We start from the raw sequence: 15896 nt of genomic DNA on the forward strand, positions 1-15896 counted from the left end.
AGACACCTCATTTCACTTTCTCTTTTAGTTTGATTGTCTGTTGCGTTGGTATGGATGCATCCAGGTTACAAGTGAAGTACATCACCTGATCGGATACTTTATTGCGGAGGTATTCCATGATGATCTTCTTTCGTTCCTTGTCGAAGTGGACGAATGCGTCGTCTATGATCAACGGCAGCTGATAGTACCCTTTAAGGGCTTTTATCAAACTCAATCTCAGGCTGATGTACAGCATTTCTTTTGTTGACTGTGAAAGTTCCAGCGGATGGAACATCTGTCCATTGGTGTGGCGCACCTGAATACCGCTTTCATCATAGATGATATTAATATACCTGCCTTTTGTAACATCCTCAAATATGGATCTGGCTTCTTCGATCACAATCGGCAGCCGCTCGTCCTTGATCGCCTTGATATGCGTCTCTATAAGGATGCGGATATAATTCAGCGACATATATTCTTTTGCCAGGCTCTGTATATAGCTTTTTCGCATTTCAAACTGGTGGTTCAGCTCACTCAGTTTACCGTCACTCTCAAGGTGGCTGATCTCGGCGTTTTTGTCAGCCAGCACTTTTTGTTCTCCCTGAAGTTTTTCATTGAACTCATCAATCTGGGACGTAATGGTCTCTTCTTCTTCTTTGAGATCTGCGAGCAGGAAGTTCGCGAGTTCGCTTCTCGAATCATAATCAAAGTGCTCCTCATCAAGCTTAGTGCTCAGTTCTTTAAACTGCTCTATATTACTTTGATATTCATCATGTTTCCTGGCGTAGTAATAATATTCTTCCTCATCGTCTGCATCCACATAATCAAACAGCTTGTCAATTTCTCTCCTGGAGGACTCGCGGGTCTCTTTTAACACATTGATTTCTTTTTCAAGCAGTGCAATCTGCTCATTGGCATTGTCATATTGAGATTGGTTATTATTCATCCTGGATATTTCACTTTTGACATCATAGAAGATTGTATTTTCATCATAATGAATACCCATATGCGCAATGCCGTTCTTAATCTCACCTTTAAAGTTTTGAAGTGCTCTGGTGATATTATCCATCTCGACGCTGTGTCTCATGACCTGATTTCTCTTCTGTTTTATCTCCCGGATCGTATGGATGGCGTCAAGAATGTATTTATTCTCCATATTAGGATTCACTTTCAAATCGTGTTTCACTTGATGGAGGTCAGTGTTCACTGAATCATGAAGGGCTTCTTTTTGAGAGAGTGCTTCCTTCATTTCTTCAAGTTTTACATTGGATGATATCCGCTTGGTTTTCTGCGTCTTCAAATCCATTTTCAATTCTCTTGCTTCGTTGAGATCGAAATCGATATCAGTATTGCGCTTGATGGTTTCAATCTCATTTTCGAGCGCGCTGACTTCCTTCTGGTAATCCTGCTTAAGGGAATCATCATTACTCTGATTGGTCAGCATGAGCAGGAACAATGTCACGATGCCGATTGCCAGAAATACGCCGCCGAGCAGCCAGTTCTGTGTAAACATATAATAGACACCAATTAACAGCGCAATGACACTGATGCCGATAATCAGAATGGACTGACCGCGCTTGACCCTGTCGCGCTCCCGTTTTTCACGTTCATAGTCTTTCTCGATCAGCTGGAACATCTTCTCCTTTTCCTTCAGTTCAAATTGACGGTCCATCAATTCTCTTTTCACTTTAATACGTTCATCACTGATCTGTTCTTTCTCAAGCTGCTCTATCTCCTGGTCAAACTGTTTTATTTCTGACTTCAAATGATCGATTTCCCTGATAAGGTACTGTTCCTCGAGAACCGCTTCGTCAAGCTTAGATAACAGCGTTTGAACAGAGTCTTTGACAATATTGGAATCATCCACATCCCCATGTTCTTCCTGCCAGCCAATATCTTTTCTGAGCTGCCCAATTTCTTCTTCGAGGTGATCTCTGGCATTGCTTAACCTGGTATACTCCATGTTCTTCTGTTTAATATCCGGTTCCCTTTTCTGTATCTGCTCAAGATAGGACAGCTGCTCCGGATCCGGCAGTTCAATCGAAGCAGCCTCCTGCCTTAACGCCTCCAGCTTTTCCGATCTAAGCCTGATATCTTTATCAGTCTGTTCAAGTTGATTTTTTAGTGATTCATATCTTTCAACACCATTCTCAGGAAAGACAACCGGCTCAATGTTCAGCTTATCTTCTAAAGATTTCCATTCTTTAATATCTTTATGATACATGACTTCCTTCATTTTCTGTTTCCGAATATTCTCAAGCTGGAACAAGGCATCTTTTTTGGCGTTTATACTTTCTTCGGTCTTGGTTTTATCATTCATCAGCGTCTTATAGTGTTCTTCATATTCACCCAGCTGTTTAATCTTTTCATTGATCCCGGATATTTCTTCAAGTTCCTGATTCACTTTTGGATTGATTCCGCTTTTCTTATAAATGGATTTAAGTTCTTCATCAATGGCGCTTAACATCTCGTCATATTCATGCGAGCCCAGCGCCCCTGCTCTCAGCAGGTATTCCTGAAGTTTATCTTCAGTCATATGTTTATGAATATCCTGCAAGCCCAATACATCGAATGAAAATATTGACCGATATGTCTTCTTATCGATAAAATTCAGTTTTTTATTGAGCCATTCTTCCCCCCTTGCGGTTCCATCTGCAAGGTAGATCTTCACGTCCCCCTGTACCTTGCCTTTGATCCGTTCTATCTCTACGGGCCCGTTCTCATCCGGGAATTCGACAGTCAGCCGGCCGCCGTAAAGGTTGTGCATGCGGGGTTCTCTTCTCGGCTCCTGTTCCTTGCGGGTAGGGAAACCAAAGAGTATCGAATGTATAAAGGACTGCATTGTGGATTTACCCGCTTCATTTTCGCCGAATATTTGCACAAAATCCTGATCTGTATTTAACTCAGTCTCTGTAATTTTACCGTAGCCATATATATTCAGGGATGTGATTTTCATATACCCACTACTTCCTCATCAGCATTTTTAGTCGTTCTTCACCTTCATCCAGCAGCGCTTCCTTTCCCATTTCCTGAATAGGCAGCAGATAGCGGTTGAGCTTTGGATCCATGTACATCGAATTCACCGCTTCTTTAAACAATTCGTCATTGGATGAATAGCTTCTTTTTATGTCGTTTAAAAGTGCAATCTGGTCCTGATGCATGAAATTAAGACGAAGATTGTCTATCCAGACAAAATCCTTCAAATCCTGTTCGTCTTCTTTCAGCAGTTCAACGACTTCGGCAAAATCACTGTCAGAAATCACCTCATCACCGTCATGATAAAGTGTCAGCTGGATGATCTGCTTGCCTTTTTCCCTCAATCTGTGTTTGAATTCGACAATCGTCTGATAGAGGTCCTGTTTTTCCAATGTGCTGACATCCAGTGTGTACTCAGAAAACAGGACATCATGTACTGGGACGAATCTCGATTCCAGATAGACATCATCCCCCTCCACATAAAGAAAACCTTTTTCTCCAAACTCATTTCTGTGACGTCCCTGGATATTGCCGGGATAATTGATAGGCGGCAGATCACTCAGCTGTTCACGCTGATGGATATGACCAAGCGCCCAGTAGTGGTAGAGTTTTTCATTCAAAGTTTCAAGGTTAAACTCGGTATACCGCTCGTGTTTATGTGTACTCTTTGAATATGTGCCATGCAAAATACCGATATGAATACCATCGTTCAAAGTATTGACCGGATAGTCATCCAGTTTGTTCTCATATGAATCATCCAGAAAATAACTGAACCCATGGAGTAATACCCTCTCACCTTTTGAACTGATCAACTCATTGGTTTCAACATTTTCCTTAAAAACAGTAACATTGTCCGGCCAATTAGTTTTGAAGCCGTCAGTCAGCGGATCGTGGTTGCCGTGTGTCACGAAAGCGAAAATCCCGTTATCCTTAAGCCTCTCAAACTGACGTCTCATGAATATTTCTGACTTTAAAGTACGGTTGGATTGATCAAAAACATCACCGGCAATAACGATGAAATCCACTTTCTGTTCAACCGCGAAATCAATCATCCTCCCCACACTTTTGTATGTACTCTCCATCAGTGCCTCCAGAACCCCTGAAGGCATCTTCGCTCTGGACTTGAAGGGGCTGTCCAGATGCAGATCTGCTGTGTGTATAAAACTGACCATTCATCTCACCTGACTTTTCATTAAATCGTCTATGTATAGTATACCAAAAAATAAAAGAAAGAGGCCCTTTAAGCAGACCTCTTTCCCTCTTAATTTTGACTGTTAAGATCGTATAGTTCTTCGATGGGTTTCATAATTACTTTGTTGAGGTCCTGGATCAGCTGGCTCATTTGCTGTTCAGCTTCCATCAATGCTTTGATGTTTTCATCTTTTTCAATGTCCTCAGCTGATTTTTGTGCTTTTTGAACTTCTTCTTCCTGGATTTCTTCACCCTGCGACTGTTTCTGCTGAAGATCCATCTGAATCTGTCTGAATTCCTCAAACATTGCTTTGGATTCAGGATTGTCATTGACCTTCCCGTAATATTCCTTCATGTTATTAAATTCTTCGGATTCTCTAAGTGCACTTTCCAGTGCATTCGCTGAATCATATACGTTGGCTGTCATTAATTAAAACTCCCTTTTACACAAGATATAATAACTTTAACACACTTCACCTGCTTATAAAAACAGTACAATGATTCCCTGGACGGCGCCGATGATAAAACCCAGAAAATACCCGAGCAGTGTAATCATTTTAAATTCCTTATCCGCTATCGACATGACCAGCTGTTCGATATGACTGAGTTCAAAACTGTCCACCTGTTTCTTTATCACCTGCGCCAGCTGCAGCTTTTCAAAAATCCGCGCTGTATTTTTACCCAGGTAGGCCGTGATATTGTCACGGAGCTTAAATTTCCCTCTGTCCTTAAAGGCATTGAACATCTGTGGATTGAAATCGATGATGGGTCTGTCGAGAATTGCATCAATATCTATCCGGTGCTTCAGAACATCTGAAACACTCTCAGCCAAAGCTGTCTTGTCATCGAGGGAGAGAATGTCGCTAAGGCGGTATCCCTTAACTTTGTCATACTCTTCCTGAATGATTCTCACTTGTATATCCGTCATTTTCGGATGGTACAGCAGCTTTGTTAATTCTCCCCTGATATTTTCCACAATTGTTTCCTTGCTCATAAAATATTTTAAGGATCTGGCAAACCTGCCCCTGTTTTCAATGAACTCATCGGTCATCGTATATAAATCGTCGTACCCTTTTTCAGAATCGATATACAGCTGGACCCTTCTGATGATCTGCGGCTGGAGTTCATCCACTTTCGAATCCAATGTTTTCATGGCATCATCCGGAATCAGAGTGCTGATCTTTTCACCATATAACCGGTCACCCTCTGAAAGAATTTTACTTTTAAGCTCATCATTAAAGCTGTCAACAATCTTTTGGGATAACCCTTCTGACAGCCTTTCCAGAAAGTATCTGACGGAGAGTTTTTCCCTTTCAATTGTATCGATCTGTTTTTCGATAAAAAATAAGATGAATTTCTGGGTTTCATCACTTTTCAATTTTTGTATGAATACTTCCGGCGTTAAAAGGTGCCCGCTGATGATCTCTCCAAGCTTGCCTGAAGCTTCGTCGCGCCGCCTTGGAATGACGCCGGGCGTTAAAGGCAGCTGCCAGCCGAACAGATATTTTGCTTCATAAGGCTTAAAGAGCATTTTTATAGCGAGCATATTCGTCATCCCGCCGATGAGCGACCCAATTACTGCCATGAATAAAATTTGTACAGCCGGATTCATTCCGCACCCCTCCTCGGACTTACCTATATTATCCTATAAACAGCTTTTAAACAAAAGAAAAGCACCGTATGCCCGGTGCTTGTCACTTTTTAAACCAGCTGCAGATCTGTCTGCCTCAAGAAGAATGTGCGGATTTCACGCTCAATATATGAGGCGTGAAGCGGGCGGTTCATCGGGTTCAGCACCCTGTAGATCTGGTTGCTCTTATTGTACTGGAGACGGTAGCCGTTCTTCCTGTCCAATTCCTCCCAGTACACCGCTTCACCTTCATAGTTTGGATAGGCACAATGCCCTCTTGAAATCACCTGTGCAAGTTCCAGTGGATCTCCGCCAAATGTATTCGTGAGCACCTCACTTTCCCTGAACAGTGCACACAATGATATGCATGTTGTCCAGTTCGGCATTATGCGTTCTTTCTCTACTTGCACGAGTGTTTTTTTGGAGAGCCCGATAGTATGACTCATGGAGTCCTGCGTGTAACCCGCTTCCGTCCTGACCATTTTAAACTTGGACTGGAGCATCTCCGTAAAAGTCTGTTTATCCATTCTTTTCTTCCTTTCAATTAATCCTTATATTGTAATATCCCTATACTATAATTATACACTTTTAATATAATAATATATTTTCCCAAAAAATAAAAGGGGCATGCACTTTATGTCACCAAGTGTTCATCACATGCCCCTTTGGATTATTCAATTTTAAGATTAAAATTATGCCTCTTCGGACGCACCTTCTTTGTGCTTGCCTTCTTTAACATCCTGCTGATGATCAAGAATCAGTGCGATCGCAGCATCTCCGGTGATATTCGTCATCGTCCGGGTCATATCAAGCAGTCTGTCTATCCCAATAATGATACCGATCGCCGCCGGATCAAGACCGATCGCTGTCAGCACCATTGCCAGCATTACCAGACCGACACCCGGAACTCCGGCAGTACCGATGCTGGCAACTGTCGCAATGACAACCACTGTCACCATCTGCATGAGCGTCAGATCAATGCCCGAGAGCTGAGCGATGAATACTGTCGCCACGCCCTGCATGATGGCCGTGCCATCCATATTGATTGTGGCGCCGAGCGGCTGAACGAAACTGGATATCCCCTTGCGGATATTCAGTCTTTTCTGCGCAGTCTCCAATGAAACGGGCAGTGAGGCACTGGATGATGAAGTACTAAAACCAATCCCCATTGCCGGCGCGAAGTTTTTAAGGAACCATACGTAGCTTTTCTTCGCCAAAAATTGGACCATTGAACCATATACCAGTGCAAGATGGATAAACAATGCAATCAGTACACAGACAAAGTACATGCCCAGCTGCCCAATCGCATCGAATCCGGCCTGGGTGAACGCTGTAGCCACCAGGCCGAAGGCGCCAATAGCTGCAAAGTATTTCATGATGGCCATGACAATCGTCAGTACCACGTCATTTGCCTGTTCGAACACCTTCACCAGCGTGCCGACCTTATCTTTGACCGTAATCATGGCAATACCGATGAATACGGCGAGCAGGATGATTTGGAGCATATTTTCTTCGGCCATGGCCTGAAAAATATTCCCCGGCACTAGATCGATGATGGTCTGGTCGACTGTCTGCTCTACGGCCTGACCGGTTTCCCCGCCTTCGAGTTCCGTTGAACGGTACTCGGATACTTCTTCCGATTCGAGAAGCTCGGACTGGCCGGTACCCGGATCCAGTACATTGGCGACTGTCATTGCGATCGTGATCGCTATGGCTGTTGTGATCAGATAAAATCCGATCGTCTTGATACCGAGACTGCCGAGTGTTTTCGGATCTCCGACATTATAGACACCTAAGACGATTGAGATAAAGACGATCGGCACCACCATCATGAAGATCATATTCAGGAACAGCTGGCCGACAACATTGAATATGTACTGGTCAATCCACTGTACCCATGCCTGATCCGACATCGTATTAAACACAGACCCTATCACAATACCCGCGATGAGACCAATGACAATATACAGGGTCATTCTATTCGTTTTCATAACATCCCCCTAAAATTTGAAAATAAAGAATCATTACTTATTATAAAGAGGACTTGCGGCTTTTGTAAATAAAATTTTTGTAACCGTTTACTCCCGTCCCCGATAATTTTTTTAGAAATTAACGATATTATACTTGATTGCATATATCACGGCCTGCGTCCGATCTGTCACTTCCAGCTTATTCAGAATATGACTGACATGAGTTTTGACTGTCTTTTCACTGACAAAAAGCGTCTCTCCAATCTCTTTGTTGGATTTCCCCCGGACGATTTCTTTCAGCACTTCAATCTCCCTTGCTGACAGTAAATTTTTTTCATGGGGCATATCCCCTCCCTGGTCGATGACTTCCAAAATATTCGGATGGATGACTTTTTCTCCCTGTATCACATTTTTAATGGCGCCGATCAGTTCTTCTGCCTCCATTTCCTTGATGATATAACCGTCAGCATCGGCGGCAAAGACTGGGCGGATATACTCTTCGCTTGTATAGCTTGACAGCACCAATACCTTGATTTCCGGGTATTCGGCTTTTATCCGCCGGGTCACTTCGATACCATCCATTTCCGGCATCACAAGATCGAGCAGCACCAGGTCGATCTCCGCCTGGTTTTCCTCCAGAAATTTTAAAGTCTCCTCGCCTGTGCCAAAATCTTCAACGACGTTGATATCTTCTGTAGTCGATAACAAAAATTTCATACCTTCCCTGACAATATGATGGTCATCCGTCATAATTATGTTATACATAAGCTTACTCTCCAATCGGTATTGTAACTGTTATCGTCGTGCCAAAACCTTTCCTTGACTCAATGTCAAGAGAACCGCCAAACTTCCGCACCCTTTCCCTCATGTTGTCCAGTCCATAACTGTTTTGGGAGTCTTTATCATCTTCAAAGCCGGCGCCTTTATCCGATATTCTTACCTTCAGATGGTCTGATTCAGAAATGATTGCAATGTCGGCCCTGCTGCTGCCCGCATGCTTCCTGATATTATTCAGCCCTTCCTGGAGCACTCTGTACAGGCTGATCTCCACCTCATCTTCAACATTATAGAAACCTGCAACATCTATATCCAGATCTATCCCCAGCAGCTCTGCGTAATTTTGAATCGCATTGATGATCCCATTCTCCAGACCAATGGGTTTGAGCTGCCAGATTAATGCTTTCATTTCATTCATGGCATGTTTGGACGTATTCTCAATGGAATTGAATGCATCCGAAACCTTTTCTTCATCATTCAAACCTTTGGCTGCATGTGATGTGATACCGATGGAAAACAGCATCTGATTTACAGAATCATGAAGATCCCTGGCCAGCCGCTGACGTTCCCTAATAATCATATTTTCCTGTTCCCGGGCGGTCAATTCCAGCCGTTTTAACGTGGACCCGATCTGGAATGCGACGGATTCAAGCAGGTCCAGTTCATCTTTATCATACTGCTCTCTCCCGGGACTCGCGATGTTGAGCAGTCCGAAGGATTCTTCACCGGAAATCAACGGCACTGTCGCATGATGCGTGATGCCATTATTCTCTCCAGGAAACGCTTTCTTCGCCTTTTCAAGCCTTGAACATACAAATATATTCGTTGCCTGCTCCAGCTCATTATTGTTATATTTAGTGACACACCAGCAGTTGCCATCACACAGGTGTTTATTGTTTTCCTTTTCGAGTGAAGGCGGCAGCCGGTAATGGGAGATAAGTTCGTGAGTGCCTTGCTGATTGATGAAAAACACCCATCCCGTTTCAAAATCCGTATGATCGATGAGCTCTCTCAGAGCCCCGTCAATCATCGTATTTCTATCCGTCTCTTCATTCAGGAACTCGGCAATATCTTTCAGAAGCTGCAGTTTACTCTTCATAATTAGCCTCTTTTCATACATACAACGTTAATCAAATTGTAAAATAATTGTCACCTGTAATTCGGTCAATCCTTCTATAATGATATAGTATGATTTATACTTAGGAAAGTACCAAGGAGGACTGACTTGAATCTGAACAGGCTGTATATGCAATTAATATTTCTGACTTCGCTTCTGGCGACAATGGGTTCACTTTATTTCAGTGAAATCAGACAATATGTACCCTGTGAAATGTGCTGGTACCAGCGGATCATCATGTACCCCATCGTACTCATTTCACTCATCGGCATCATACGTAAAGATCATGGGGCAATCATCTATACCCGGGCAATCAGTGTGATCGGTGTGATGATGGCCGGTTATCATTACTTGCTGCAGAAATCCATTATATTTGATGAAGGGGCCGTTTCATGTGAAGGTGTCTCCTGTACTGTACAGTACATCAACTGGTTTGGATTTATCACTATTCCATTTCTGGCTCTTACAGCATTCATCATTATATTAATTTTATCATTTATGGCAAAAACAATTAAAAAGGAGAATTTCTAAATGGGAAACAAAATATTTTACAGCATCATCGGCATTGTGGTTGTTGCGTTTGTCGGCGTATTCCTCTATATGAACAACAGTTCAAGTGAGCCGGAACAGCTCAGCGACTCCGGATACTATCCATATACCGACCTGGAAACAGACGAACTGTCCGGCCCGACGATAGACAAACTTGATGACGAAAATTATCATTACAATCAGACGCTGGATGAAGTGAATGCCATCGTCGACAACGGCGAAGATGAATTTGTCTATTTCTGGAGCCCGACATGCCGACACTGTGAAAATGCGACGCCATACCTCATCGATGCATTTGAAAATACCGGAGAAGAAGTTACACAGCTCAATGTCGACGAGTATGAACAAGCTTGGCAGGAATATCAGATTGAAGCGACACCGACACTCATCTATTTCGAAAATGGTGAGGAAGTGGACCGTCTCACCGGTGATCCCGGCAATGCCGAAGGTTACGAGGAATTCATCAATGCCATGGCTGGAGAAAACTAGATGCAGTTTGTAATTCATCAAAATTTCGATTCAATGACACTGGAAGATATATTAAAAGCACTCCATGTGCCAAAAAAAGAACTCCACTTTCTCCGGATGTCCAAAGACATTGAAATCAATGCTATCCCGTCCCCTTTAAACACTGAAGTTCACACAGGTGATAACATCCACCTGAAAGACGGTCACAGCGGAAGCAGCTATCAGCCAGGCAGCAGCCCATGCCAAATTATGTATGAGGACAAATATCTGGCAGTCCTCCTGAAACCTCAGGGGGTAAAGACCCACCCAAATGATTTTGATGAAACGGACACTCTGATGAATCATGCAGTGTTTACACTAAACACACCTTATCTTGAACCGGTTCACAGACTGGATCAGGAGACCAAAGGAGTGTTGCTTGTTGCCAAACACCCGCTCATAAAGAAAATGCTTGATCACATGCTGGCAGAAAGAGCGATAAGAAGAACATACATCGCCCGAGTCGATACGAAACGGCTGCCGGAACCACAGACCATCAATATGCCGGTTGCCAAAAACCCTAAAGAACGAAATAAGTATCATATTTCCAATAAAGGCAAGGCAGCCATTACACATATACTGGACGCCAAGGTAAACAGAGACTTCTGCGAGCTTGAAATCGAACTTGAAACCGGGAGAACCCACCAGATCAGAGTCCACCTCGAACATATCGGCATGCCGGTCATCGGCGATCCATTGTATGGCACATCGACGCTGCATGATTTACAGCTTTTCGCCTGCAAAATCGAATTCCAGCATCCAATACTCCAGACATATGTCCGCGTAGTATTGGACAAAGAAACATTGTAAAGCGGAACGGGATATCAATCCCGTTCCGCTTTTATACTTTCATTTTCAATTGTTCGACTGCGTTTTTCAGTATTTTCCTGCCTTGGACAGTGCCGATGGATTCCGGATGAAACTGGATGCCTTCCAATGAGTGAGTTTTATGCCGTATGCCCATAACTTCTCCTTCATGGTTTTCAGCTGTAATCTCCCATTCATCTGCCAGCGTCCGTTGATCGACAACCAGGGAATGATAATTCATGACAGCCGTATCCTGACGCACACCTGAAAATATGCCCGCCCCGGAATGCCTCAATTTCGAAATTTTACCGTGCATGAGTCTGGCTGCTCTTACAATCTCACTCCCGTGGGTATATGCAATTGTCTGATGGCCAAGACAGACGCCGAATATAGGTACAATGCCTTTGAACCTGTCAATGACTTCCAAAGTTGTCCCGGTGTCTTTTGGAGTGCCCGGACCGGGGGACAGGAAAATCAGATCCGGCGCCAGCCTTTCAATTTCTTCAATGGTCACATGCGTATTCCTTCTCACTGCGATGTCATATCCGAGCTCCCCCAGATACTGTACGATATTGAATGTAAAGGAGTCGTAATGGTCTATCATATATATCATCACTGTCCGCCTTTCGCCGGTTCTGCAGCTGCTTCTGCGCCAAATATGGTCTCAGTGATTTGAACAGTCTTTTCCAGTGCGCTTGCCTTATTCACCGTTTCCTGATATTCCGACTCGGGGTCAGAATCGGCAACCACCCCGGCCCCGGCCTGTATATATAAACTGCCTTCTGAAAGTGTCATCGTACGGATAGTGATGCAGGAATCCATGTTGCCGTCAAATCCCAGATACAAAATACTGCCGCCATACAAATTCCTCGGCGTCGGTTCCAATTCTCTCAAAATCTGCATTGCCCTTACTTTCGGGGCACCGGACAGCGTGCCTGCCGGGAAAGAGGATATGAATGCATCGATTGGAGAAACATCCTCTCTGAGCGTACCGTTTACTTTACTAATGATATGCATCACTTTTGAAAACCGGCCAATCACCATATATTCACTGACTTCGACCGTGCCGAACGCTGATACTCTGCCGATATCATTTCTGGCAAGATCCACCAGCATGCGGTGTTCCGAAATCTCTTTTTCGTCATTCAACAGCTCTTCAGCCAGTCTGTCATCCTCTGCCTGTGTAGTCCCCCGTTTCCTGGTCCCGGCGATTGGATGGGCCTCAAGACGATTATCCTGCACCTGCAGCAGCCGTTCCGGTGAACTGCCGATGACCTCAACACCATTAAATTTCAAATAATACATGTAGGGCGACGGATTGACATGCCGCAATACCCTGTAAAGTTCAAAACCGTTTCTGTCCGTCTTTGTCTCAAATCGCTGGGAAAGCACAGCTTGCAAAATATCCCCGGCTTCTATATGCGTTTTAATTTTTAAAACGTCATTCTTAAATTTTTCTTTCTCATAATTACTTTTGAATTTTATTTCCCTGTTTACTTCTAAATTCCCTGGGAGCATCAGATCGGTTAAAGTGATCTGTCCTGCGAGTCTTTGCCTTATATCTGCAATGATACGTCTGGAATCTGTATATACTGCCTCCAGGTCAGCATCTGCATCCGTTTGTGCGAAATTTAAAACGGTGACTTCCTTCGATCTGTGATTGTAAGCAAGCAGTGTCCGGCAGAATAACAGATGATAATCCGGCAGTGAGCCGCCTTCATCGGCCGGCGGGGGGACCGGCTCATAATCAGATATCGAATCGTAACTGATATAGCCGACCGCGCCGCCCCTGAATGGAATATCAATATCAGGGATGCTCACATCAAGCATTTTAACAACGTAGTCAAATGCTTCCTGAAACGTATGTTTTGTTATTTTTTTTGTTTTTTCCAAATCTTTGATTATGAAACTGCCATGCTGTCCTTCAATTTCAACCATCGGGTTCAAGCCTATAAATGAGAAGTTGGACCACGGGGAATCAGGCTCTTTTGATTCCAGCATATATACCGCTTCTTCCTTTAATGCATGAAACATATGAACCGGCGTCAGTATATCTGTATAAAAAGTTTCAACAACCGGAATGGTTCTGTGTTTCTCTGCATCCATTGCAAATTGTTCATACGTGGTCATATCGTCACCTCATTTATTCTAGTTAAAATACATGTGATTATTCTAAATAATTCAGAAAATAAAGTCAAATAAATATTAAAAACACCTGGATACATATCACTCGGAATGTATCCAGGCGGCTTCATCACACTGTCCAATTATTTTTTTCTTTTAAACCTGTTTCTGACTTTCAGCAGCAGTTCATTTTCCTTTTGCACCTGCTGTTCCCTGCCGCAGCTTTCGGAACGTCTCATCAATTCTTCCTGTGCACTGACCGGTGGGTGTGAGTTTCTGACATATTCATATGAACCATCCGGTTTTTGACTGCGCGCTTTAATATTATCCATGAGATAAAGCCGGTTGATTGACTTCAATTCCTCAATGATCCGCCTGTCATAGATCGGGAACAGAATCTCTACACGCTTGATCATATTTCTTGTCATCATATCGGCGCTGGACAGATACATTTTTTCTTCACCATTATGATTGAAGTAGTAGATCCTGGAGTGCTCCAGAAATCTGCCCACGATACTGATGACACGTATATTATCGCTGACACCTTCAATTCCGGGCTTCATACAGCAGATGCCTCTGATGATCAGATCAATTTTAACGCCTTCCTGGGATGCCTGAAGCAGTTTATTGATGATTTTCTTATCTGTAAGAGAATTCATTTTCGCAAATATATATCCGTTGCCGTACTTTTTGTGAATTTCAATTTCATCATCTATCGATTCCCCGAACAGATCACGGATTTCAAATGGGGCCACATGGAGGGCATTGTATTCCGGTTTCAATGAGTAGCCGCTTAAATAGTTAAAGAAGTTAATTGCATCACTCCCGATTTGCGGGTCGGTTGTAATGATACCCATATCTGTATACTGCTCTGCTGTTGAATCATTATAATTCCCGGTGCCGAGGTGTACAAATCTCACCAGTCTGCCCTTCACTCTTTTAACGACTAAAGTGATTTTACTGTGCGTCTTCAGATAATGCATCCCGTAGATGACATGACATCCTGCATCCTCAAGTTCCTTTGCCCATTGCACGTTGTTTTCTTCATCAAAACGTGCCTTCAGCTCCAGCAGGACAGTGACCTGTTTGCCATTTTCCGCAGCGGTTTTCAGCGCATCGATGATCGGTGAATCGCTGGAGACACGATACAGTGTCTGTTTAATTGCAAGCACATCCGGATCCTCCGCTGCTTCCTGCATGAATTCAACAACCGGTGTGAAAGTTTCAAACGGATGGTGGAAGAATATATCCTCTTTCATCGCCTTGTTATACACATTTTCAGATCCGAGGAATTTAGGTTCCTGGGGTGTAAATGGTTTATACACAAGATTTGGTAAGTCCGTTTTTAACCGTGAACTGAGTTCAAACAGGAAAGTCAAATCCAGCGGCCCGTCAAATTTATAGACATCTTCTTCATGAAGGTCCAGTTCAGTTCTCAAAAATGAACCGTTGATCATACTGTTTTTGCTGATATCAATTTCCAGTCTGACCGCAGCACCTTTAGTCCGTTCCTTAAGGAATCTTTCTATTTCAATCAGAAGATCTGCGGCCCCCTCCTCATGAATAGTCAGATCGGCATTACGTGTAATTCTGAAGGGAAAGGTACGATCGATACGAAAACCCTTAAACAACTTCTCTACGTGTTCTTCTATAATATCTTCGGTGAGGATAAAATATGTGTCCTTACCCTCTTTGATCTCATAGAAGCGTTTGATGACAGTCGGCAGCTGGACAATGGCGGTCCGGTCCCCCAGTTCATTCGACAGGTTGACAAAAATATTTATCTTTTTGTTCATCAATTTTGGAAATGGGCGGTAGGCATCAATGCCAAGCGGTGTGAGCGAAGGATATATTTGTTCATCAAACAGCGTTTCGATTTCCGCCTGCATTGATTCTGATAATTGATTGGGCCGTCTCAGGTAGATATTATATGCTTCCAGTTCCTGCATCAGTTGGTGATAATAGTCATATTGAACTTCTGAGTTTGCCCTGTTTAATTCTCCAATCCCTTTGAGCTGTTCCTTTGGGGTCAGCTGTGTTTTGGTGTCCGGTTCATGATAATTCATCTTAACCTGGTCCTTCAGTCCGGCCACACGGACCATGATGAATTCATCCAGGTTTGAGCTTGTTATGGCCAGGAACTTCAGTTGCTCAAGCAGGGGATTATTACTGTCCGCCGCTTCTTCAATGACTCTGTAGTTGAACCTGAGCCAGCTAAGCTCACGATTATTATAGTACTCCGGATTATTCAGTTTATAAGCCATAACAC

14 protein-coding genes are annotated in these 15896 nt (G+C 43.4%); 3 read left to right on the forward strand and 11 right to left on the reverse strand.

All coding sequences use genetic code 11. The features are described 5' to 3' along the window. Positions 1-7: 7 nt before the first annotated feature. From G343_RS0101420 to G343_RS0101455, 8 genes are all read right to left on the reverse strand, one after another. A complete protein-coding gene (locus G343_RS0101420) occupies positions 8-2935 on the reverse strand; it encodes an ATP-binding protein (protein ID WP_020006346.1) in 2928 nt (975 codons plus the stop codon). A gap of 7 nt (positions 2936-2942) precedes the next feature. Further along, positions 2943-4127: a metallophosphoesterase family protein gene (locus G343_RS0101425; protein ID WP_020006347.1), complete on the reverse strand. Its 1185-nt coding sequence runs from the start codon at positions 4125-4127 to the stop codon at positions 2943-2945. Between the two features lie 89 nt (positions 4128-4216). After that, positions 4217-4573 (reverse strand): YlbF/YmcA family competence regulator, encoded by a 357-nt coding sequence (locus tag G343_RS0101430; protein ID WP_020006348.1) that lies wholly within the window; start codon positions 4571-4573, stop codon positions 4217-4219. A gap of 54 nt (positions 4574-4627) precedes the next feature. After that, complete coding sequence (locus G343_RS0101435; RefSeq protein WP_020006349.1) at positions 4628-5758, reverse strand: DUF445 domain-containing protein; 1131 nt, start codon at positions 5756-5758, stop codon at positions 4628-4630. Positions 5759-5847: 89 nt separating this feature from the next. Continuing rightward, positions 5848-6303: an XRE family transcriptional regulator XdrA gene (gene xdrA, locus G343_RS0101440; RefSeq protein WP_020006350.1), complete on the reverse strand. Its 456-nt coding sequence runs from the start codon at positions 6301-6303 to the stop codon at positions 5848-5850. Positions 6304-6468: 165 nt separating this feature from the next. Then, entirely contained in the window at positions 6469-7767 is a 1299-nt protein-coding gene (locus tag G343_RS0101445; RefSeq protein ID WP_020006351.1) for a dicarboxylate/amino acid:cation symporter, read from the reverse strand. A gap of 111 nt (positions 7768-7878) precedes the next feature. Next, entirely contained in the window at positions 7879-8511 is a 633-nt protein-coding gene (locus tag G343_RS0101450) for a response regulator (protein WP_020006352.1), read from the reverse strand. A gap of 4 nt (positions 8512-8515) precedes the next feature. After that, positions 8516-9622: a GAF domain-containing sensor histidine kinase gene (locus G343_RS0101455; RefSeq protein WP_020006353.1), complete on the reverse strand. Its 1107-nt coding sequence runs from the start codon at positions 9620-9622 to the stop codon at positions 8516-8518. A gap of 126 nt (positions 9623-9748) precedes the next feature. Here G343_RS0101455 and G343_RS0101460 point away from each other — a divergent pair, with 126 nt between their 5' ends. Genes G343_RS0101460 through G343_RS0101470 form a run of 3 tightly spaced genes read left to right on the forward strand, consistent with a single transcriptional unit; the run spans position 9749 to position 11506 of the window. After that, positions 9749-10171, forward strand: a complete 423-nt coding sequence (locus G343_RS0101460) for a disulfide oxidoreductase (protein ID WP_020006354.1) — start codon at positions 9749-9751, stop codon at positions 10169-10171. After that, a complete protein-coding gene (locus G343_RS0101465; protein ID WP_020006355.1) occupies positions 10172-10678 on the forward strand; it encodes a thioredoxin family protein in 507 nt (168 codons plus the stop codon). Further along, positions 10679-11506: an RluA family pseudouridine synthase gene (locus G343_RS0101470; RefSeq protein ID WP_020006356.1), complete on the forward strand. Its 828-nt coding sequence runs from the start codon at positions 10679-10681 to the stop codon at positions 11504-11506. A 31-nt stretch (positions 11507-11537) separates the two neighbouring features. Here G343_RS0101470 and G343_RS0101475 read toward each other — a convergent pair whose 3' ends face one another. From G343_RS0101475 to G343_RS0101485, 3 genes are all read right to left on the reverse strand, one after another. After that, positions 11538-12116: an anthranilate synthase component II gene (locus tag G343_RS0101475; protein WP_020006357.1), complete on the reverse strand. Its 579-nt coding sequence runs from the start codon at positions 12114-12116 to the stop codon at positions 11538-11540. Beyond that, entirely contained in the window at positions 12116-13633 is a 1518-nt protein-coding gene (gene trpE / locus G343_RS0101480; protein ID WP_020006358.1) for an anthranilate synthase component I, read from the reverse strand. The genes G343_RS0101475 and trpE overlap by 1 nt, the downstream gene beginning before the upstream one ends. Before the next feature lie 137 nt (positions 13634-13770). Beyond that, positions 13771-15891 (reverse strand): RNA degradosome polyphosphate kinase, encoded by a 2121-nt coding sequence (locus G343_RS0101485; protein WP_020006359.1) that lies wholly within the window; start codon positions 15889-15891, stop codon positions 13771-13773. Positions 15892-15896: the final 5 nt, after the last annotated feature.

It is taken from the genome of Salinicoccus albus DSM 19776 (assembly GCF_000385175.1).
Lineage (GTDB): Bacteria > Bacillota > Bacilli > Staphylococcales > Salinicoccaceae > Salinicoccus > Salinicoccus albus.